Here is a 24,175-nt window from a genome sequence, read left to right as displayed (position 1 = left end):
GTCACGATTTCGCCCGGGCCGCCCCCTACTTCGCGAGCTGGCCGATCCGCTGACGCGCGACGTTGAGCAACGTCGCGACATCGACATCGGGAACTTCCTCACGGCGCAGTTCCCTGACGAGCGAACGCTGCTCTTCGTTCAATTCTTCGGTGAGACGCTCGATCTTCGAACGGAGGTCGCTGATGTGCTCAACCCGGCCGCTGACATCACGTGCGTCGCCGAAGTCATCGACGATCAGTCTCGTTTCGACCTGCGACAGCGGCACATCCAGCTTTGCGGCGATGATCGTGCGCGCCTCGTAGCCCACATCCGTAAGATGCCTCGCCTGCCCACACGGATCGTCGCCGTACACGTCGGGGACGGTGATTTCCCACCACCGGCCGACCCGGTTCGCGTGTACGTCGTAGGTGATTGCAGTGCTCATGATTCGTCCTCCTCCGGGCAATCGCACGCCGCCATCGCCTTGTTGATGGTTCGAACCACCCCTGGCGAGATAGTTCGATGACCATCGGGAACGCTCACGTCGTGCTTGCCTGCGCGGCAGCCGTATATCGAGTGGCTACCCGCTCCATCGCGCAGTTTCGACCAGCCCTCCTTCTTCAGGGCTTGCAGGACCTTCCTGGTCGGTTGCTCCGCAATCATTGATCAACGCTATCAAGGTAGCACCCTCAGCGGCAAGCTGGCTAGCAGTTTCACCTGCTAGCCAGCTAGCCAACAACCTCTCCGGGGCGGATACCTACTCCGCGATGATCACCGTCACTTCACTGTCGGCCGCCTCGGTCGCATCGCCCGCGACCACGAACCAGTGGGTGACCTCGCCGTTGGACAGGTCGTCTTCGACTGAACCATCCGGCAGCACCGAGAGCGCGCCTGCGGTGGACGAGACCAGGAATTCTCCGATGGCGGCTGGGCCGGAGGCGTGGGTGGTGTAGGTGGTGCATTCGTAGTCGATGCCGTGTTCGTCGCGGAGGCGTTCGGCGAGGGTGATCGCGGCGCTCTGGGTGAGGGTCGAGATCGTGTCACCGGCGACCTGGACGAAGGCGGGGTGCTCTTCGGTCAGGGGGCGGACTCGGTCGGCGTAGGAGACGGGGTGGGCCGGGGCTGCGGCGATCTCGTCTTCGATGTCGGCCAGGGTCAGCCAGTGGCCTGCCACGCCGGCTACCGGTGTCGCGCTGATGCCGAAACCTGCTCCGGCGGCGGCGATTTCGACACCGGACAGTTCGCCGGCGAACAGCACCGCGGCGCCTGCCTTGTGTGCGGCCCAGGCGGCCAGGACCGAATCCACGCTGCGGGGCAGCGAGATCGCGACCACGTCGCCGGGGCCCGCACCGCGGGCGATGAGCACGCGGGCCAGCTGCGAGGACTTGCGATCCAGTGCGCTGTAGGCGATTTCGTCGTCGCCGCGTAGCAGAGCGGGTGCCTGCGGGTCGGCTTCGACGACTTCGGCGAGCACCTTGGCCACCGTTTGAGCGCCGACACCGGTGGTGACCGGGGCCGAAACCGCCGCTGCCACACCGGATTCGGCGAGCAGCTGGGCTCGTTCGCTCGCGTCGAGGATGTCGATGTCGCCGACCAGGCCGGTCGGGTTGTCGAGCAGTTCGTCGAGCACGCGCAGCAGGCGCTGCGACAGCGTGCGGACCTCGTCGGCGGTGAAGGTGCTGGTCAGGTACTTCATCGTGATCTCGATGGTGGATTCGGCCATCACCACCAGCGTGAGCGGGTAGTGGGTGGCGTCGTCCAGGCCCACACCGGTGACCTGCATGCCGTCGATCGAGCTGGCGGCGGTGACGGCGTCCTTGTCCATCGGGTAGGACTCGAACACCACCAGCGTGTCGAACTGCGCGCCCATGCCTGCCACCCGTTGGATGTCGGACAGGCCGACGAAGTGGTGGCTGAGCAGGTCGGCCTGCTCGGACTGCACCCGCTGGGTGAGCTTCTCCGCGGTCATCCGGTCGTCGATCTGGATGCGCACGGGCAGGGTGTTGATGAACAGGCCGACCATGGATTCCACGCCGGGCAGCTCCGCCGGGCGACCGGACACGGTCGCGCCGAACACCACGTCGTCGCGGCCGGTGAGACGGCCCACGACGATGCCCCACGCGGTCTGCAGCAGCGTGTTCACGGTGACACCGAGTTCACCGGCGAACTTGCCCAGCGCCCTGGTCCGGTCGGTGTCGATCTCGACGATGATCTTGTCGAGGTCGTACCGTTCCTCGGTGCGCGGCGCGGGCGCGAGCTGGGTGGGGCCTTCGACCCCGGCCAGTGCTTTCGCCCAAACCCGCAGCGACTCTTCACGATCCCACCCGGACAGGAAGGACAGGAAGTTGCGGTAGGAGGCCACCCGCGGCAGTGCGGTGAGGTCACCGCGCACCGCGTACAGCACCAGCAGGTCGCGCATGAGCAGCGGCATGGACCAGCCGTCGACCAGGATGTGGTGCACGGTGATCGCCAGGTGCGCGGTGCCCTCGCCGGTGGTGTAGAGACCGAAGCGGATCAGCGGCGCGGTGGCCATGTCGAACTGGTCGGCGCGGTCGGCCTGCAGCAGTTGCCGCATGCGCGGCATCCGCTGGTCTTCGGGCAGGTCGGTGAGGTCGGTTTCGCGCCACGGCACGTCGAGCTGCGACAGCACCACCTGCACCGGCTGACCGGCGGAGTCGGTGACGAACGCGGTCCGCAGGTTCGGGTACCGGTCGAGCACGGCCTGGGCCGCGCCGCGCAGTCGGTCGATGTCGAGCGGTCCGGTCAGGTCGAGCACGGCCTGCACGGTGTAGACGTCGACGGTGGCCGAGCTGAGCATGGCGTGGAACATCAGGCCCGCCTGCAGCGGCGACAGCGGCCAGACCTCCGACAGCGCGGGGTAGTCGCGTTCCCACAGTTCGAGGTCGGACTGGCCGACCCGCACCAGCGACATGTCGGACGGGGTGAAACCGCCCGCGTCGGCGCGCTGCGCGTGGGTGGCGAGCGCGGTGAGCGCGGCCACGAACAGGTCGGCGAATTCCTGCGCCTGGTCGACGGTGAGCAGGCCGGTCGGGAAGGCGATGTTCGCGCCGAGCTGCGGGCCCTGGTCGCCGTCGTTGACGATGGCGTTGATGTCCAGGGTCGCGTTGGCGGGCATGTCCAGGTCCATCTCGGCGTCGAGCTGGCCCAGATCCGCCACCGGCACCCAGCCGAGTTCGGCCAGTTCCGCGGGGATCTCACCGGCGGTCGCGCGGCCGAGGTAGTTGAAGCTGATCTGGCCCACGCTGGGCAGGTCCGCACCGTCGAGGTACTTCAGCATGCCGTAGCCGATGCCCTTGTCGGGCACGGCCAGCATCTGCTCCTTGACCGACTTGATGACGTCGGCGAGCACGGCGCCACCGGCGAACGCGTCGTCGAGGTCGGCGCCTGCCAGGTCGAGGCGGACCGGGAAGGCGGTGGTGAACCAGCCCACGGTGCGCGACAGATCCGCACCGGCGACGATCTCTTCCTGGCGGCCGTGGCCCTCCAGTTTGATCAGCGCCGTGGTACCGGATTCGTCACCGCGCCAACGGGATACGGCCAGCGCGAGTGCGGTGAGCAGGCCGTCGTTGACGCCGCCGTGGTACAGCCCGGGGATCGCGGTGAGGACCGCGTCGGTGACCTCGGGCGACAGGGTGACCTGCACCCGGTCGACGGTGGCGAACGTGTCGACCGACGGGTCGAACGCGCGCTTGCCGAGTTGCGGATCGGCGGTGGCCGCGACCTCACGCCAGAACGGCAGTTCCACGCGACGGTCGGCCGACTGCTCCACCAGACTGTGTGCCCAGCGGCGCATCGACGTGCCGTTGGCGGGCAGCGTGACCTGCTGACCTGCGGCGATCTGCCCCCAGGCCATGCCGAGGTCCGGGATCAGGATGCGCCAGGAGACGCCGTCGATCACGAAGTGGTGGCCGACGATGAGCAACGCGTCGCGACGGCGCGGGCCCTGCGTCGGCTCGCCGAAGGTGAACCAGACGAACTGCACCATGGCGGCGCTGGCCGGGTCGAGTCGGCCCATGGCCTCGTCGTATTCGACGCTGGCCAGCTTGGACAGCTGGTCGTCGGCGATGTCACCGGCGACCTCGACGCGACGCACGAGCGTGGTCACGTCGACCTCGCCCGGCGCCAAAGCCTCGAAGACCCAACCGTTTTCGTCGTTGGCGACCCGTGAGCGCAGCACATCGTGGTGGTCGAAGACCGCGCCGATGGTGGCGTGCAGGACGTCGGCGGTGATGTTCTCGGGCAGGCGCAGCACCATCGACTGGGAGAACCGGTCGTAGGTGGAACCGCTCGCCAGGATCTGGCGCATGATCGGCAGCATCGGGATGTCGCCGACACCGCCGCCCGGCAGTTCTTCCAGCACGATCTGCTCGGCGTCGCCCGCGAGCACGGCGATCTCGGCAAGCCCTGCGACACTGCGCTTTTCGAACACGTCGCGCGGCTTGAACAGCACGCCGCGGTCCTTGGCGCGGGAGACGAGCTGGATGGACAGGATCGAGTCACCGCCGAGGGCGAAGAACGAATCGTCCAAGCCGACCGCGTCCACACCGAGCACCTCGGCGAAGACGGTCGCGATGATCGCTTCGACTTCGCTTGTGGGAGTGCGGAACTCGCGCGGGGCGAGGACCGGCTCGGGCAGTGCGCGACGGTCGAGCTTGCCCGCAGGCGTCAGCGGGATCTCGTCGAGGACCATCACCGCGGCCGGGACCATGTGCGCGGGCAAGTGCTGCGCCGCGTACTCGATCAGGGCGGCCGGGTCGACGTTGCCGCGCACGTAGGACACCAGGATGGTGGCGCCCGCGTCGGTCTTGCGGCCGATGGTGGCAGCGAACTCGACGTTGTCGTGCGCGGTGAGGACCGCGTCGATCTCGCCCAGTTCGATACGGAAACCGCGGATCTTGACCTGGAAGTCGTTGCGGCCCACGTACTCCACGACGGGCTTGCCGTTGACCGTGCGCCAGGCGACCACGTCACCGGTGCGGTACAGACGCTCGCCTGCCACGTACGGGCTGGCCACGAAACGCTCGGCGGTGAGGCCGTGCCGCGCGTGGTAGCCGCGAGCCAGCGGGACACCACCGAGGTACAGCTCACCGGCCACGCCCTCGGGGACCGGGCGCAGGCGGTTGTCGAGCACGTACACGGTCGCGCCGGGGATCGGGCCACCGATGTTCATGATGTCGCCGGGGAGCAGCGGATCGGACAGGTTCGTCGCGATGGTCGCCTCGGTCGGGCCGTAGGCGTTGAAGAACCGGTGGTGGGCGGGGTGGGTGCCCGCGCTGTGCCAGTTCGCGACCAGGTCGACGGGGGCCTTGTCGCCACCGACGATCAGCGCTTCCAGGCCGGCCAGCGCCGCGGGTTCCATCGACGCCGCGACCAGCGGGGTGAGGAACACGTGGGTGAGCTGCTGGCTCTGGATGATCTCGGCCAGTTCCTCGCCGCCGACCACGCCGATCGGCGTGATCACGAGGGTGCCCGCCGAGCCGACCGCGAGGAGGAACTCGAGGATCGACGCGTCGAACGACGGGGAGGCGAAGGCCAGGGTGCGGGTGCTGGAGTCGAGGTCGAACTGCGTGACCTGGGCGGCGGCGAAGTTGGGCACACCGGCGTGGGTGACGACGACACCCTTGGGCAGGCCCGTCGAACCCGAGGTGTAGATCATGTAGGCCGTGTTGCTCGCACGCACGGCTGCGCGGCGATCGGCATCGGCGATCGGAGCGTCGGACTGTGCGGCGATCTCGACACGGGTGGCCTTGTCGTCGAGCACCAGCCAGTCACCCAGTGCGGGTGCGGGCAGGTGGTCGACCTCGGCCGACACCGTAATGCCCAGTGCCGCACCGGAGTCCGACATCATGTGCGCGATGCGCTCGGCCGGGTACTTCGGGTCCACCGGCAGGAACGCGGCGCCGGTCTTGATGACGGCCCAGATGGCGAGGGTGGTGTCGAGGGAGCGCTGCATGGCGATGGCGACGACCGTTTCCGGTGCCGCACCACGCTCGATGAGGACCCGTGCCAGACGCGAGGAGGCCGCGTCCAGCTCGGCGTAGGTGAGCGACGCGCCGGTCGCGACGATGGCCTGACCGGTCGGGTTGGTCGTCACGGCCTGGGCCAGCAGCTCGGGCAGGGTACTCACCGCCGCGGCGGGACCGCCTGTGCGCGTGAGTAGTTCGGTGCGCTCGGTCGCGTCGAGGAGTTCGAGATCGCCGACCGGGGTGGTGGTGTCGGCGACGACCTCGGCGAGCAGACGCTGGAAACGCTGCGCGAACTTCTCGATGGTCGACTGGTCGAACAGCGCACTGGCGTAAGAGAACTCGGCGTAGGCGCCCGCTTCGTCGCCTGCTGCGGCTTCACGCACGGTGAGCAGCAGGTCGAACTTGGCGGTGTCGACGTCGAAGTCGACGGCCGAGACCGACAGACCCTGCAGTTCGAAGCCGGCGTCGGGCAGGTTCTCGAACGACAGCGCCACCTGGAACAGCGGGTGTCGTGCGGTGGAGCGCTCGGGGTTGAGCAGTTCCACCAGGCGTTCGAACGGGATGTCGGCGTGGGCGAAGGCGGCCAGGTCGGCTTCCTTGGCCTGGGTCAGCAGCTCGGCGAAGGTGAGCTGGCCGCCGACCTGCGTGCGCAGGGCGAGGGTGTTGACGAACATGCCGATCACGTCGTCGAGTTCGGCCTCGCCACGGCCCGCGATCGGGGTGCCGATGACGATGTCCTCGGTGCCCGACATGCGTGCCAGGAATACCGCGAGCGCGGTGTGCACGACCATGAACAGGGTTGCGTTCTGTTCGCGGGCGATGGCGGACAGTCCGGCGTGGATGTCGCCGCCGATCGGGAACAGCACCCGGCCACCGGCGAAGGACTGCGTGCTCGGACGCGGCCTGTCGAGGGGCAGGTTCAGCTCGTCGGGGACGCCGGCCAGGGCGCGCTTCCAGTAGTCGGCCTGCTGGGCGATCAGGCTGGTCGCGTCGGTTTCGGAGCCGAGGACCTCACGCTGCCAGACGCTGAAGTCGGCGTACTGCACCGGCATCGGCGCCCAGCCCGGGCGTTCACCGGCCGCGCGGGCGGCGTAGGCGATCATCACGTCGCGGGTCAGCGGGCCCATGGACCAGCCGTCGGCGCTGATGTGGTGGGCGACGAACACGAGGATGTAGTCGTCGTCCTCTACCTGAAGCAGCTTGGCGCGCAAGGGAACTTCGCTGAGTACGTCGAAGCCGGTGGAGATGACTTCGGCGATCTTGTCGCGAACCTGTTCGGGCGTAACAGTTTCCGGCGTCAGGTCCGGGACATTGCCTTCGACCGGCAGGATCACCTGGTGCGGTGTGCCATCGGCCGACGGGTACACCGTGCGCAGGGTTTCGTGGCGGGCGAGCACGTCGGCCACGGCCAGTTGCAGCGCGTCGACATCCAGCGCGCCCGACAGTCGGACGGCGACGGGGATGTTGTTCACCGAGGATTCGGTGTCGAACTGGTTCAGGAACCACATGCGCTGCTGTGCGAGCGACAGCGGCACCTGCTCCGGGCGCGGTCCGGCGACCAGCGCGCGACGCCCACCGGCGCCCGCACCCTGCTCGACCTTGACCGCGAGACCGGCCACGGTCGATGCCTCGAACAGCAGGCGCACGGGCACGCGGCTGTCGAGAGCGGCGCCGAGGCGGGCCGCGACCTGGGTGGCCAGCAGCGAGTTGCCGCCGAGGGCGAAGAAGTCGTCGTCGGCACCGACACGTTCGGCGCCGAGGACGTCGGCGAAGACACCGGCCACGATCTCTTCGATCGGGGTCGACGGTGCGCGGAAGGCTTGCGCCTCGAACTCCGGCTCCGGCAGGGCCTTGCGGTCGAGCTTGCCGTTCACGTTCAGCGGCAGGGCGTCCATCACGACGAACGCGGCGGGCACCATGTACGACGGCAGACCGGCGGCCAGCGTCGACTTGACCTCGGCCACATCGACTTCCACTGCCGCGCGGGCAATGGTGCCGTCAGTGGACGGCGCTTCACCCTTGGGCTGTGCGCCGACCAGGTAGGCCACGAGGCGGTCGCCGGTGAGCGGATCGGACTTGGCGATGACCGCGGCCTGGGCGATCTCGGGCAGCGCGAGCAGTGCGGCCTCGATCTCGCCGAGTTCGATGCGGAAGCCGCGGATCTTCACCTGGAAGTCGGTGCGGCCCCGGTAGTCGAGTTCGCCGTTGTGCCAGGCCACCAGGTCACCGGTGCGGTACATGCGGGCACCGTCGGCGAACGGGTTCGCGACGAAACGGTCGGCGGTCAGATCGGCGCGGCTGTAGTAGCCGCGGGCCAGTTGGGCGCCGGCCAGGTACAGCTCACCGGCGACACCGTCGGGCACGGGGCGCAGGCGCTCGTCGAGGACGTAGACCTGGCTGTTCCATTCGGGCGAACCGATGGAGACCGAGCCCTGGTCGGCGGCGTCGACCCGGTGCGAGGTGATCGAGACCGCGGCCTCGGTCGGCCCGTACAGGTTGAACAGCTCGGTGCGGCTGAACTCGGCGCGGAAGCGCTGGGCCAGCGAGCCCGGCAGCGCTTCACCGATGGCGAGGACCCGCCACAGCGAATCGGGCATCCCGGAAGCGAGCAGCGCGTCGAGCATCGACGGCACCACGTGCAGCGTGGTGACCCATTCGCGGGCCATCAGCTCGTTGAGGTAGGCCGGGTCGCGATGGCCGTCGGCCGAGGCGATCACCAGGCGACCACCACAGACCGCGGCCGACCAGAATTCCCAGACCGACAGGTCGAAGGTGGCGGCGGTCTTGAGCAGGACCGCGTCGGCGGCGTCCATGCCGAACTCGATCAGCTTCCACTGCAGCTGGTTGGCGATCGCGCCGTGCGGGACGGCGACACCCTTCGGGCGGCCGGTCGAGCCGGACGTGAAGATCACGTACGCGGTGTTCTCCGGACGCAACGGCTCCGTGCGCTCGGCATCGGAAACCGGTGCGGCACTGAGTGATTCCAGGTCGAGCTCGTCGATGCGCACCACGGGGGCGACATCGGTGGCGAACTCGGCATTGGTCAACACGCAGACCGGTGCCGCCGTCTCGAGGATGTAGTCCGTGCGCTCCGCCGCCTGATCGGGATCGACCGGCACATACGCACCACCGGACTTGGCGACCGCGTACATCGCGACAACCAGATCCACCGAGCGACGCATCGCCAGCGCGACCCGCGACTCCGGACCCACACCCAGCGAGATCAGGTGCCGCGCAAGGCGGTTCACCTTTGCATCGAGTTCGGCGTAGGTGAGCTGGGCGCCGTCGTCGGTGACCAGCGCGGTCGCCTTCGGATCGGCGGCCACAGTCGCGTCGAGTAGCGAGACCAGAGTGGCCTCGGTGTCGACCGCGTACGCGGTGGAGTTGCGGCCGTCGAGGATCTGGGTGCGTTCGGCCGGTGCGAGGAGTTCGATGTCGCCGACCGCGGTGCGCGGGGTGGCGACGATCGCGCCGAGCAGGCGGACGAACCGCTCCACGAAACCTTCGACCGTGGCGTGGTCGAACAGGTCGGTGGCGTAGGTGAACAGACCCGAAATGCCTTCGGGCTCACCGGCATCGGTGTAGCGGTCGGTGGCGATCAGGTGCAGGTCGAACTGCGACAGCTTGGAGTCGATGTCGAGTCCGGAGACCGTGAGACCGGGCAGTTCCAGGGTGGCGCGGCTGAGGTTCTGGAACGACAGGCCGACCTGGAACAGCGGGTGACGCGCGGTGGAGCGGACCGGGTTGAGCACCTCGACCAGGCGCTCGAACGGCACGTCGGCGTTGGCGAACGCCGCGATGTCGTCCTCGCGCTGGCGGGCCAGCAGCTCGGTGAAGGCTTCGCCGCCGTCGACCTTGGTGCGGAACACCAGGGTGTTGACGAACATGCCGATCATGTCGTCCAGGGCGGCCTCGCCACGACCGGCCATCGGGGTGCCGATGGCGATGTCGTCGGTGCCCGACAGGCGCGCGAGCAGCACCGCGAGGGCGGTGTGCACGACCATGAACAGCGTCGCACCTTCGGCGCGGGCCAGTTCGACCAGCGCGCGGTGGGTGTCGGCGTCGATCTGGACGTCGACCTTGCTACCGGCGAAGGTCTGCACCGCCGGGCGCGGACGGTCGGCGGGCAGGTCGAGCTGATCGGGCAGGTCGGCCAGTGCCTGCTTCCAGTGCGCGACCTGCTTGGCCGCCATGGAGTCGGCGTCGTCCTCGTTGCCGAGGAGGTCGCGCTGCCAGATGCTGTAGTCCGCGTACTGGACCGCGAGGGGCGCCCAGCCGGGTTCGGTGCCCATGGAGCGGGCGGCGTAGGCGGTCATCAGGTCGCGGGTCAGCGGGGCGACCGAGGAGCCGTCACCGGAGATGTGGTGGATGACCAGGGCGAGGACGAACTCGTCGGTGTTCTCTACACGGAACAGAGCGACCTTGAGCGGAACCTCGGTGGTGACGTCGAACATCGTCGACATCAGTTCCGCGACAGCAGTTTCCATCTCGTCGGCGGCGACCGTGCGCTCGAGCAGTTCCGGCGCGGCTTGCGCGGGCGACAGGATCACCTGTGCCGCACCAGCTTCGGTCTGCGGGTAGATCGTGCGCAGGATCTCGTGGCGGGCCACCAGGTCGGTGACCGCCGTGCGCAGCGCGTTCACGTCGAGCTCGCCGGTGAGGCGCACCGCGACCGGCACGTTGTAGGCGGCGGACTGGGTGTCGAAGCGGTTGAGGAACCACATCCGCTGCTGCGCGAGCGACAGCGGGATGAACTCGGGACGCGGGCCCGCCTTCAGTGCCTTGCGGTCACCGGTTTCGGCATGCTGCTCGACCCGCTGGGCCAGGGCAGCGACCGTGGACGCCTCGAACAGCAAGCGCACGGGGATGCGGGTATCCAGGGCTTCGCCCAAGCGGGCGGCGACCTGTGTGGCCAGCAGCGAGTTGCCGCCCCACGCGAAGAAGTCGTCGTCGAGGCCGAACTGCTTGTCGGCGTCGAGGCGAAGGACCTCGGCGAAGGTGGCGGCGACGAGCTGTTCGCTCGGGCTCACCGGCGCGCGGAACACGGCCTTCTCGACCTCGGGCTCCGGGAGGGCCTTGCGGTCGAGCTTGCCGTTGGCGTTCAGCGGCAGGGCGTCGAGCTGCAGGAACACGGTGGGGACCATGTAGGAGGGCAGTTCGGCGGCGAGTGCTGTGCGCAGGGCGAGCTTGTCGAGCTCGGCGGTGGCGCGAGTCTGCGCGGCAACGGCGGCATCCGCAGATGCGGCGTCCACGGCAGCGTCGTCGGCTGCAACGTCATCGGCGGCGACAGCGGCATCGGCCGAGTTGGCAGCAGCAGTGCCGTCGGCGACAGCAGCGGCATCCGCAACGACGTAGGCGACGAGGCGATCGCCGACGACGGGGTCGGTGTGGGCAAGCACGGCAGCCGACGTGATGCCCGGCTGACGCAGCAGCGCGGCCTCGATCTCGCCGAGTTCGATGCGGAAGCCGCGAATCTTCACCTGGAAGTCGGTGCGGCCTCGGTAGTCGAGTTCGCCGTCGGCGTTCCAGGCGACGAGGTCACCGGTGCGGTACATGCGCTCGCCGGTTGCCGAGAACGGGTCGGCGACGAAGCGGTCGGCGGTGAGATCGGCGCGACCGTAGTAGCCGCGGGCCAACTGGGCGCCGGCCAGGTACAGCTCGCCGGAGACGCCGACCGGGACCGGGCGCAGGCGCGAATCCAGCACGTACACACGGCTGTTCCACTCCGGGGCGCCGATCGAGACCGACACCGTGTCCGCGTCGGTGACCGCGTGGCTGGTGATCGAGACCGCGGCCTCGGTCGGGCCGTACAGGTTGAACAGCGCGGCGGTGTTGGCCGCGCGGAAACGCTGGGCGGTCGCGGCGGGCAGCGCCTCACCGATGGCGAGGACGCGACGCAGCGTACGTGGCAGTGCCGCACCGGATTCGGTGAGCAGCGCGTCGAGCATCGACGGCACCGCGTGCAGCGTGGTGACGGCGGTGGCCCGCATCAGGTCGTTGAGGTAGGCCGGGTCGCGGTGACCGTCGGCAGTGGCGACCACCAGGCGGGCGCCCGCGACGGCGGCGGTCCAGAATTCCCAGACCGAGAGGTCGAAGGTGGCGGCGGTCTTGAGCAGCACCGCGTCGTCGGCACCGATGCCGAATTCGGCTGTCTCCCAGAGCAACTGGTTGACGATCGCGCCGTGCGAGACCGCGACACCCTTGGGCTTACCGGTCGAGCCGGACGTGAAGATCACGTACGCGGTGTTCGCCGGGACCAGCGTCACACCGGTGATCGCGGCATCGCTGACATCGCTCAGGTCGAGCTCGTCGAGGACGACCACTTCGGCTGCCGCCGTGCTGAATTCGGCGTTAGCCGTGGTCAGCACAACAGCCGGGGCTGCGGTTTCCAGGATGTAGTCGGTGCGCTCGGCGGGCTGATCCGGGTCGATCGGCACATACGCAGCACCCGTGCGGGCCACCGCGTACATCGCGATGATCAGTTCGGCCGAGCGGCGCATCGCCAGCGCCACCCGATCCTCGGAGCTGATACCGAGCGAGATCAGGTGCCTGGCGAGGCGGTTCACTTCCGCGTCCAACTCGGCATAGGTCAGCTCGATACGACCGGCAGTTTCGACAGCTGTCGCGCTGACCGAAGCGAACGTCTCCGAGGAGAGGCCGACGGGAATACGCCCCTCGGTGGCGTCCACAACTAGGGCGATCGCGTCGGGCGTGGCCGCCACGGTCGCGTCGAGCAGCGAGACCAGGGTGGCGTCGGTGTCGACAGCGTGCGCGGTGTCGTTCCACGCGGTGACGATCTGCGTGGATTCCGGCGTGGTGAGCAGGTCGATGTCGCCGACCGGGATGGTGGCGTCGGCGGCTACCGCGTCGAGGACGAGCAGGAAGCGGTCGGCGAAGCTCTGGACCGTCGACTCGTCGAAAAGGTCGATGGCGTAGCCGAATTCGGTGACCAGCTGGGCGGGTGCGCCGTCGTCGGTGTAGCGGTCGTAGAGGGTGACGTGCAGGTCGGTCTTGGCCAGCTGGGAGTCGTAGTCGACGGCGCTGACGGTCAGGCCGGGCAGTTCGAAGGTGGTGTCGGCCAGGTTCTGGAACGACAGGCCCACCTGGAACAGCGGGTTGCGCGCGGTGGAGCGGACCGGGTTGAGGACCTCGACCAGGCGCTCGAACGGCACGTCGGCGTTGGCGAAGGCTTCCAGGTCGCGGTTGCGCACGTCGGCGAGCAGTTCGGCGAAGGAGGCGCCGGGGTTCACGGCGGTGCGGAACACCAGGGTGTTGACGAACATGCCGATCAGGTCGTCGAGTTCGCGTTCACCACGGCCCGCGATCGGCGTGCCGACGGCGATGTCGTCGGTGCCGGACAGACGCGCGAGCAGCACGGCCAGTGCGGCGTGCACGACCATGAACAGCGAGGCGTTGTTCGCCCTGGCCAGGTCGTGCAGGGCCGCGTGGCGGACCGGGTCGATCTCGAAGCGGATGGCCTGGCCCTGGAACGACTGCGCGGGCGGGCGCGGCCGGTCGGTGGGCAGTTCCAACTGGTCGGGCAGCCCGGCGAGGGCTTCGGTCCAGTAGGCGACCTGCTTGGCGGCCAGGGATTCGGTGTCGGACTCGTCGCCGAGAACCTCACGCTGCCACAACGCGTAGTCCGCGTACTGCACGGGCAGCGGCGCCCACTGCGGCGCTTCGCCCTGCACGCGGGCCACGTAGGCGGCCATGATGTCGCGTGCGAGGGGGCCCATCGACGAACCGTCGGCGGAGACGTGGTGCACGGTGAACGCGAGCACGTGGTCGGTGGAGTTGAGCTCGAACAGTGCGACGGCCAGCGGCACCTCGCGGGTGACGTCGAAGGTGGTCATCGCGAATTCGATGACGGCACCGAGCAATTCGGACTCGTCGACGTCGATGTGGTGCACCTGCGCGCTGACCTGCGAGTTCGGCAGGATCACCTGACGCGGGCCGTCGGCCGACGCCGGGTAGGTGGTGCGCAGCATCTCGTGGCGGGCGAACACGTCGCCGATCGCCTGCTCGAGCGCGGGCACGTCGAGGTCGCCGGTGAGGCGGACGGCCAACGGAATGTTGTCCACCGCCGAGGTGGAGGTATCGAACTGGTTGAGGAACCAGTAGCGCTGCTGGGCCGGCGACAGCGGGATCACGGCGGGCCGCTCCCCCGCGACCAGGCGCGGACGGGCCCGGCCGGAACCGGCGTTGTGCTCGGCGCGGGCGGCCAGCGCGGACACGGTCGAGGCCTCGAACAGATCGCGGACCGACAGCTGGGTGTCCAGGGCTGCGCCGATGCGGGCGGTGACCTGAGTGGCCAGCAGCGAGTTGCCGCCGAGTTCGAAGAAGTCGTCGTCGGCACCGACGCGGGTCACGCCGAGCACATCGCCGAAGGTGCCCGCCACGATCTCTTCGATCGGGGTGGACGCCGCGCGGAAGACCTTGGCTTCGAACACCGGCGCGGGCAGCGCCTTGCGGTCGAGCTTGCCGGAAGCGTTGAGCGGGAAGGCTTCCAGGATCACGAACGCGGTGGGGACCATGTAGGTCGGCAGCGCGCTGCCGAGTTCGGCGCGCACAGCGTCGAGGTCGATGCTCGTACCGGCGGCCGGGATCAGGTAGCCGACCAGCTGGTCGCCGAGGCGCTCGTCGGACCGGACGACCACGACCGACTGGGCGATCGACGGCAGTGCGGTGAGCGCGGACTCGATCTCGCCGAGTTCGATGCGCAGACCACGCAGCTTCACCTGGAAGTCGGTGCGGCCCAAGTACTCCAGCTCGCCGTCGGCCGTCCAAGCGACGAGGTCACCCGTGCGGTACATGCGGGCACCGACCGCGAGGGTGTCGGCGGTCCCGGACTCTGGGCTCGCTGCTGATCCGCCGCCGGACACAGCGGCGAACGGGTCGGCGACGAAGCGGTCGGCGGTGAGGTCGGGTCGGTTGACGTAGCCGCGCGCCAGCTGGACACCGGCCAGGTACAGCTCGCCGGGGACACCGACGGGTACCGGGTGCAGGCGCGAATCCAGCACGTACACCTGGGTATTGAAGACCGGGGCACCGATCGGCACCGAGGTGATGTCGGCGTCGACGACCTCATGGAAGGTGACGTCGACGGCGGCTTCGGTGGGGCCGTACAGGTTGTGCAGGGCCGCGCCGGTGAGCGCGCGCATCCGCTGGGCGGTCGGCGCGGGCAGCGCCTCACCGGAGGCGAACACCAAACGCAAGGTCGACGCCGTCACGGTGCCTGCGGTCGCTCCCGCGACCACGGAATCGGCAACCGTGCCGTCGGCGGGTGCGGTCGCGGTGCCGGCCGAAGCGACAGCGGCACGGTCGGCGAGTTCGGCGACGAACACCGACATCATCGACGGCACGAAGTGCGCGGTGGTGACGCCCTCGGTCGCGATGATCTCGGCGAGGTACGCCGGATCGCGGTGACCGTCGGGCTTGGCGACAACGAGACGCGCACCGATCTGCAAGGGCCAGAAGAACTCCCACACCGACACGTCGAACGTGGCAGGCGTCTTCTGCAGGACCACGTCGGCCTCGGTCAGGCCGTACTGCTCCTGCATCCAGACCAGACGGTTGACGATCGCGCCGTGGCTGACCGCAACGCCCTTCGGGCGACCCGTCGAGCCCGACGTGAAGATCACGTACGCGGTGTTCTCCGGACGCACCGGGGCGATCCGCTCGGCATCGGTGACCGGTTCGGCCGAGTAGCCGGACAGGTCGAGGCTCTCGATGTTCAGCGCCGTGGTCGAACCGGCGTCGAATTCGTCGCGGGCAGTGGTCAGTACGCACACCGGCGCTGCGGTTTCCAGCACGTAGTGGGTGCGCTCGGCCGGGTGGTCGGGGTCCAGCGGCACGTAAGCACCACCGGCCACGCTCACCGCGTACATGCCGATCACCAGGTCGAGCGAGCGGCGCATGCCGAGCGCGACCATGGTGTCGGGGCCGACGCCCTGGGCGATGAGGTGGCGGGCCAGGCGGTTCACGCGAGCGTCGAACTCGGCGTAGGACAGACTCGTCCCCTCGAAGGTGAGGGCGGTCGCGTTCGGGCTGGTCGCGGCCTGTGCCTGGTACATCGACACGAGCGTCGCGGCCTGGTCGACCGGGTGCTCGGTGGCGTTCCAGTCGGTGACCACCTGGCGGTATTCGGCCGGGGCCAGCAGCCCGACCTCGCCGATCGCGCGATCGGGCTTGGCCACGACCGCGGTCAGCATCCGCACCAGTCGCTGCGCCAAGGCAGCGACGGTCGCGGCGTCGAACATGTCTGTCGCGTAGGCGAATTCGGCGGTCATGCCGTCGGCGGAACCGTCGGCGCGGTGCCGGTCGGTCAGGTTCAGGTGCAGGTCGAACTTGGCGGTGACCACATCAAGGGGCACGCCCGCGACCTCGAGGCCGGGGAGTTCGAAGGATGCCTCGCCGGTGTTCTGGAACGACAGCATCACCTGGAACAGCGGGTGCCGTGCCTGCGAGCGGGCCGGGTTGAGGATCTCGACCAGGCGCTCGAACGGCAGGTCGGCGTGGCCGAAGGCGGCGAGGTCGTTCTCCCTGGTCTGGGCGAGCAGGTCGGCGAACGGCTGGGCCGGGTCGACGGTGCTGCGCAGGACAAGGGTGTTGACGAACATGCCGATGGCGTCGTCGAGGACCGCTTCACCACGGCCCGCGACGGCGGTGCCGATGGCGATGTCGTCGCTGCCCGACAGGCGGGCCAGCAGGGCCGCGAACGCGGCGTGCACGACCATGAACAGGCTGGCGCCGTGTTCGCGAGCCAGGGCATTGAGGCTGGCCGACAGGGTCGGGTCGATCGAGAACTCGTGCACGCCACCGCGATTGGACGCGACGGCAGGACGGGCGCGATCGGCGGGCAGGTCGAGCTGGTCGGGCAGCCCGGCCAGATTCTGCGACCAGTAGGCCACCTGCTGGGCGATCATCGACGCCGAATCCGCTTCGGAGCCAAGGGTTTCGCGCTGCCACAGGGCGAAGTCGGCGTACTGCACGGGCAGCGGCGCCCAACCGGGCGCCTCACCGCGCGAGCGGGCCGCGTAGGCGATCATCACGTCGCGGGCCAGCGGACGCACCGACCAACCGTCGCCGGAGATGTGGTGCACGACGAAGACCAGCACGTGGGTGTCGGGGTGCGAGCCGTCCATCGAGCCCGCGATGCGCAGCAGTTCGGCGCGCACCGGGACCTCGGCGGTCACGTCGAATCCGGCGAGCACGAGTTCGCTGATCCGATCGCGAATCTCGTCCTCGCCCACGGTGATCGGGTTCAGCGCGATCGGCATCTGGCTCACGGGCAACACGACCTGCACGCCGTGGCCGTCAGCGGTTTCGGGGTAGACGGTGCGCAGGACCTCGTGGCGTTCGACCACGTCGACGACGGCCTGGCGCAGGGCGTCGATGTCGAGGTCGCCGGTCAGGCGGACGGCGAGGGGGATGTTGTTGACGCCGGTGGCGCTGTCGAAGCGGTTGAGGAACCACATGCGCTGCTGAGCCAGCGACAGCGGGATCTGCTCGGGGCGCGATCCGGCGACGAGCTCGCGACGGCTGCCGCTGCCCGCGTGGGTTTCCACCTTGGCGGCCAGTGCGGCCACCGACGGCGCCTCGAACAGCACGCGCACGGGGACGCGGGTGTCCAGTGCCGCACCGAGGCGGGCGACCACCTGGGTGGCGATGAGCGAGTTGCCGCCCAGGTCGAAGAAGTCGTCGTCGAGGCCGACCGCACTGTCGCCGGTCAGGCCGAGCACCTCGGCGAAGGTGGTGGCGACGATCTCCTCGATCGGGGTACGCGGCGCACGGAACTCACGCGCCTCGAACACCGGATCGGGCAGGGCACGACGGTCGAGCTTGCCGTTGGCGCTGAGCGGCATCTCGTCGATGACGACGAACGCGGCCGGGACCATGTAGGACGGCAGCTGTGCGGCGAGATGCGCACGCAGCGAGTCGATGTCGACGGTCTCGCCGGCGGCGGGAACGACGTAGCCGACGAGCTGGTCACCGGTGCGCGCATCCGAACGCACGACCACCACGGCCTGCGCGACGGTGTTCTGCGCGGTGAGCGCGGCCTCGATCTCGCCGAGCTCGATACGCAGACCACGCAGCTTGACCTGGAAGTCGGTGCGGCCGAGGTAGGTGATCACGCCGTTCTCGTCGCGGCGGACGAGGTCACCGGTGCGGTACATGCGGGCGCCTGCGGTGCCGTCGCTGGAGTCGGTGTGCGAACCCTCGGCGGAACCGGCGCGCGAACCCGCGATGGTCTGGGCGGTGCTGCCAGTGGCGAATGGGTCGGCGACGAAGCGGTCGGCGGTCAGGTCGGGGCGGCCGAAGTAGCCGCGGGCCAGCTGGGCACCCGCGAGGTACAGCTCACCGGCGACACCGGCGGGGACCGGGTGCAGGCGCGAGTCCAGGACGTAGGCCTGCGAGTTCCAGACCGGCGAGCCGATCGGGACGGCGCCGTCGACCTGGTCGGCGACCGGGCCGTGCGTCGCGTGCACGGTGAACTCGGTGGGTCCGTACAGGTTGAACAGGGCCGCGTCGCTCACCTTGCGGAACGCGACGACGGTGTCGGCGGTGAACGCCTCACCGGCGATCAACAGGGCACGCAGTGAGGACAGAGCTCCGCCCTCGATGGCGGCTTCATCGATGCTGCCTGCGAAAACGGTCAGCATCGAGGGTACGAACGAGGTCATCGTGACCCGTTGCGCGGCAATGACATCCGCGAGGTACTGCGGGTCGCGGTGGCCGTCGGGGCTGGCCACGACGATCCGGCCGCCGGTGCTCAGCGGGCCGAACAGCTCCCACACCGACACGTCGAAGGTGGCGGGGGTCTTGAACAGCACCACATCGTCGGCATTGATGCCGTATTCGCCGGTGATCCAGCGGATCTGGTTGACCACGGCCGAGTGCGGCACGGCCACGCCCTTGGGGCGGCCGGTCGAGCCGGAGGTGAAGATGACGTAGGCCGGGTGCTGCGGGAGCAGCGGTGCGATCCGCTCGGCGTCGGTGACCGGGGTCGCCGGGTACGCCGCGAGGTCGAGTGCGTCGATGACCAGCGTCTGCGGCGCACTCGCCGGTACATCGTTGATCGACGAGCCCGAAACGTCCCCGGTCGCGGGGACCGGGTTCGCGGCCGGGCCGGTCGCGTCGGCCGCGTCGGCCGCGGCAGCGTCTGTGACGGCCCGCGATCCGGCGGCATTATCAGCCGCGCCGCCGTCGAGTCCGAACCCGTCGCGGGTGGTGGTGAGGACGGCGACCGGGGCGGCCGTCTCGAGCACGTAGGCGATGCGGTCGGCGGGCTGGTCCAGGTCGAGCGGCACGTAGCCACCGCCTGCTTCCTGCACCGCGTAGGCGGCGACGACCAGGTCGATGCTGCGGCGCAGGCCGAGCGCGACCAGGGTCTCCGGGCCGACACCTGCTTCGATCAGGCGATGCGCCAAGCGGTGCACGCGCGACGCGAATTCGGCGTAGGTGAGGGTTTCGCCGGTGGCGGGGTCGACCATCGCGACCGCGTCCGGCGTGGCCGCGGCCTGGCGGGCGAACTCGTCCACCAGCGTGCCCGCGCCGGGCAGCTCGCGTGCGGTGTCGTTCCAACCGTGCACGGCCAGTGCGGTTTCGGCGGAATCGAGCAGCTCGATGTCGCCGACAGCGCGGTTCGGGGTCGCCGCGATCTCGGTGAGCAGGCGGGCGAAGCGGGCGCCGAAGCGATCCATCGTCGCCGCGTCGAACAGGTCCGTCGCGTAGATCAGCTCGGCGACGATGCCGGAGGCGTCGCCCGGCTTCTCGGTGAGCACGACCTGCAGGTCGAACTTCGCCACGTCGATCGGCAGGTCTACGCCGCTGACCGTGAGGCCGGGCAGTTCGAGGCTGTTCTGGGCGGTGTTCTGGAAGGCCAGCATGACCTGGAACAGCGGGTGGCGGGCCTGGGAGCGGGCGGGGTTGATGATCTCGACCAGGCGCTCGAAGGGGAGGTCGGCGTGGCCGAAGGCGGCGATGTCGGCGGCGCGGACTTCGCCGAGCAGGTCGGTGAAGGTGGCGTCGCTGTCGACCTCGGTGCGCAGCACCAGGGTGTTGACGAACATGCCGATCAGGTCGTCGAGGGCGCGTTCACCGCGGCCCGCGATGGGGGTGCCGATGGCGATGTCGTGCTCGCCGGATAGGCGCGACAGCAGCAGGGCCAGGGCGGCGTGGGTGACCATGAACAGCGTCGCGCCGCGGGCGCGGGCCAGATCTGTCAGTGCCGCATGGGTTTTCGCGTCGATCTCGAAGGTGTGGGTGGCGCCGCGTCCGCTGGCGACCGCGGGGCGCGGTCGGTCGGCGGGCAGGTCGAGCTGCTCGGGCAGGCCGCGCAGGGTCGAGCCCCAGTACGAGATCTGCTGGGCGATCACCGATTTCGCATCGTCCTCGTCGCCGAGTACCGAACGCTGCCACAGGGCGAAGTCGGCGTACTGGACGTCGAGGGGTCGCCAAGCCGGTTCGGCGCCTTCGACGCGGGCGCTGTAGGCCGTCATCACGTCGCGGGTCAGCGGGCCCATGGAGAAGCCGTCGGCCGAGATGTGGTGCACGACAAGGGCGAGCACGTGTTCGGTGGGGCTGATCTCGAACAGGGCGGCGCGGAACGGCACCTCGGCGGTGACGTCGAACGCGGTGAGCACCAGCTCCGAAAGGCGTTGCGGCAGTTCGGCGGCGGTGGTCTCGATCGGCGCGAGGTCGGGGATGACCTTGCCGGTCGGGACGATCACCTGGTAGCCGGCGCCCGCGACCTCCGGGTAGTAGCTGCGCAGGGATTCGTGCCGGGCGAGCACGTCGGCCACGGCCACCTGCAGCGCCTGGCGGTCGAGCAGGCCCGAGAGACGAACGGCGGCGGGGATGTTGTCCACCGCGGACTCGGGGTCGAAGCGGTTGAGGAACCACATGCGCTGCTGCGCGAGCGACAGCGGCACCCGTTCCGGACGCTGCTGCGGCACCAGCGGCGCGCGGCGTTCGGTACCGGAGTGCGTCTCCGCGCGGGCGGCCAGCCCGGCGACGGTGGAGGACTCGAACAGCTCGCGCACGCCGATATCGGTGTCGAGCGCGGACGACAGGCGGGCGGCGACCTGGGTGGCGGTGAGCGAGTTGCCGCCGAGGGCGAAGAAGTCGTCGTCGAGGCCGACCCGGTCAAGGCCGAGCACACCGGCGAAGGTGGCGGCGACGATCTCCTCGACCGGTGTGGTCGGGGCGCGGAACACCGCGGCCTCGAACACCGGCGCGGGCAGCGCCTTGCGGTCGAGCTTGCCGGAGGCGTTGAGCGGGAACTCGTCGAGGACGATGATCACCGCGGGCACCATGTAGGCGGGCAGGTTGTTGCCCAGTTCCTCGCGGGCGTCCTCGATGTCGACGGTGCGGCCGGTCGCGGGGATGACGTAGGCGACGAGCTGGTCGCCGGTGTGCTGATCGCCGCGCACGACGACCACCGACTGCGCGACCTCGTCGAGGCCGGTCAGTGCCGATTCGATCTCGCCGAGTTCGATGCGCAGACCGCGCAGCTTCACCTGGAAGTCGGTGCGGCCCAGGTATTCCAGCTCGCCCTGTTCGGTCCAGGCGACGAGGTCACCGGTGCGGTACATGCGTTCGCCGTCCGCACCGAACGGGCTGGCGACGAAGCGGTCCGCGGTCAGATCCGGCCGTGCGACGTAACCACGCGCCAGCTGATCACCGGCGAGGTACAGCTCACCCGCGACGCCGACTGGGACGGGGCGCAAGCGCGCGTCGAGGACGTAGACCTGGGTGTTGAAGACCGGCGCGCCGATCGGGACGGTGTCCACATCGGTGTCGACGACCTCGTGGAAGGTGACGTCGACCGCGGCTTCGGTGGGACCGTACAGGTTGTGCAGCGCGGCACCGGTGAGCTCGCGCAGACGGTGAGCGGGCTTGGGCGGCAACGCTTCACCGGAGGCGAACACCATTCGCAGCGAATCACACTGTGCGGCAGCGGCATCGGCGACGAACACCGCGAGCATCGACGGCACGAAGTGCGTGACAGTGACACCCTCGGCACGGATGATCTCCGCGAGGTACGCGGGATCGCGATGGCCGTCGGGCTTCGCCACAACGAGGCGAGCGCCGATCTGCAAGGGCCAGAAGAACTCCCACACCGACACGTCGAACGTGGCAGGCGTCTTCTGCAGAACAACATCGGCCTCGGTCAGACCGTAAGCCTCCTGCATCCACACGAGACGGTTGACGATCGCGCCATGGCTGACCGCCACGCCCTTCGGACGACCCGTCGAACCCGACGTGAAGATCACGTACGCGGTGTTCTCCGGGCGCAGCGGGGCGATGCGCTCGGCGTCGGTGACGCGGGTGTCGGTGTAGCCGTCGAGGTCCAGCAGGTCGATGCGGACCTGCGCGGTGTCGATGTCCAGATCGGTGCCCGAGGTGAGCACGCACACCGGATCCGCCGTTGCCAGAATGTATTCCGTGCGCTCGGCCGGGTGATCGGGGTCCAGCGGCACGTAGGCGCCACCGGCCATGCTCACCGCGTACATGCCCACGACCAGGTCGATCGAGCGGCGCATACCCAGTGCCACATAGGTTTCCGGGCCGACGCCGCGGTCGATCAGCCAGCGCGACAGGCGGTAGACGCGGTGGGCGAATTCGGCATAGGTGAGGTTCGTGCCTTCGAAGGACAGGGCGATCGCCTGCGGTGTGCGGGCGACCTGGGCCTCGAACATCGAGACCAAGGTTGCCTGCTGGTCGACCTCGTGCGCGGTCGCGTTCCACTCGCGCATAACCAGTTCGCGTTCGGCGGCATCGAGCAGTGCGATATCGCCCACTGCCACAGTCGGTTCCGTGGTGATCGCGGTGAGCACTCGGATGAGGCGTTCGGCGATGCGGTGCACGGTGGCGGCGTCGAACAGGTCGCTCAGGTAGCCGGCGCGGATGCGCAGCTGGGTGTCGAGCTGGGCGATCAGCGACAGCGGGTAGTGGGTGGCGTCGGCGGCGTCGAGGCCGGTGACGGCCATGCCGTCGATGTCGGCGGCCTGGGCCTTGATGCCTTCGGCGTCGACGGGGTAGGACTCGAAGACCACCAGGGAGTCGAACAGGCCGCCGATACCGGCGGCGGTCTGGATTTCGGCGAGGCCGATGTAGTGGTGATCCAGGAGGTCGGCCTGCTCGCCCTGGGTGCGGGTGAGCACGTCGCGCACCGATTCGGCGGCGTCGAAGCGCACGCGCACCGGGACGGTGTTGATGAACAGGCCGACCATGGATTCCACGCCCGACAGCTGCGCGGGGCGACCCGAGACGGTGGTGCCGAAGAGCACGTCGTCGCGGCCGGTCATCCGACCGAGCACGATCGACCAGGCGACCTGCAGGACGGTGTTCGGGGTGACGCCGAGGTCGGCGGCCAGCGCGACCATGCGCGCGGTGGTGGCCTCGTCGAGGTCGAACAGGTACTCGTCGGACAGGGCGGCGATCTCGCGGCTCGCGTCGGGGCGGGCCAGCATGGTCGGCTCGGTGACGCCACGCAGCGCGTGCGACCAGGCTTCGACCGAGACCGAATGATCCTGGCGGGCAACCCATTCCAGGAAGTGCCGGTAGGAGCGAACGGCGGGCAGCGCGCTCGCGTCGCCGTGCAGGGCGTAGAGGGCGAGCAGGTCGCGCATGACCAGCGGGGTGGACCAGCCGTCGAGAAGGATGTGGTGGTTGGACACCACGAAGCGCCATTCGTGCTCGGCGATCTGGATCAGGGTGAACCGGATCAGCGGCGGGTTCGCGAGGTCGAAGCGTGCGGTGCGGTCGGCCTCGACGAGGTCGGCGTATTCGCCGGTCTCGATGCGGTCGTGTTCGGTCCAGGCCACGCGGGTGGTGTCGAGGACGACCTGCACGGCATTGCCGTCGTGGTCGGTGACGAACGCGGTGCGCAAGGTTTCGTGGCGGTCCAGCAGGGCCTGGGCTGCCGCGCGCAGACGGGTGGCGTCGACGCGACCGGTGAGCGTGAGGACAGCCTGGGCGGTGTAGACGTCGACCGAGGTGGCGGCCAGGCGCGCGTGGAAGAACAGGCCTGCCTGCAGCGCGGCGAGGGGCCACACCTGGGTGAGTTCGGGGTAGCGGGTTTCCCAGGTGTCGATGTCGCGCTGGGTGGCGCGCACGAGGGCGAAGTCGGACGGTGTGTGGCCGCCCGCGTCGGCCGAGTTGGCGTGCCGGGCAACGGCTTCCAGTGCGGTGATCCACAGGTC

At 69.4% G+C, this 24,175-nt stretch carries 3 protein-coding genes (1 of these 3 running past the window's edge); all 3 read right to left on the bottom strand.

Translation table 11 applies throughout. The features are described from left to right. Positions 1 to 25: 25 nt before the first annotated feature. Positions 26 to 424, bottom strand: coding sequence for a hypothetical protein (locus tag ACFWU5_RS09235; protein ID WP_379239740.1), 399 nt, complete (start codon positions 422 to 424; stop codon positions 26 to 28). Next, positions 421 to 642: a type II toxin-antitoxin system HicA family toxin gene (locus tag ACFWU5_RS09230; RefSeq protein WP_379239739.1), complete on the bottom strand. Its 222-nt coding sequence runs from the start codon at positions 640 to 642 to the stop codon at positions 421 to 423. The genes ACFWU5_RS09235 and ACFWU5_RS09230 overlap by 4 nt, the downstream gene beginning before the upstream one ends. Before the next feature lie 94 nt (positions 643 to 736). After that, a protein-coding gene (locus ACFWU5_RS09225) for a non-ribosomal peptide synthase/polyketide synthase (RefSeq protein WP_379266693.1) crosses the window boundary here: on the bottom strand, positions 737 to 24,175 show its 3' portion. The gene runs 20,823 nt beyond the window's last position; the window shows 23,439 of its 44,262 coding nt (coding positions 20,824–44,262); its start codon lies beyond the right edge, outside the window; its stop codon occupies positions 737 to 739.

Origin of the sequence: Nocardia sp. NPDC058640 (assembly GCF_042716995.1) — a bacterium.
Classification (GTDB): domain Bacteria; phylum Actinomycetota; class Actinomycetes; order Mycobacteriales; family Mycobacteriaceae; genus Nocardia.
This window is presented reverse-complemented; position numbering and strand designations above follow the sequence as displayed.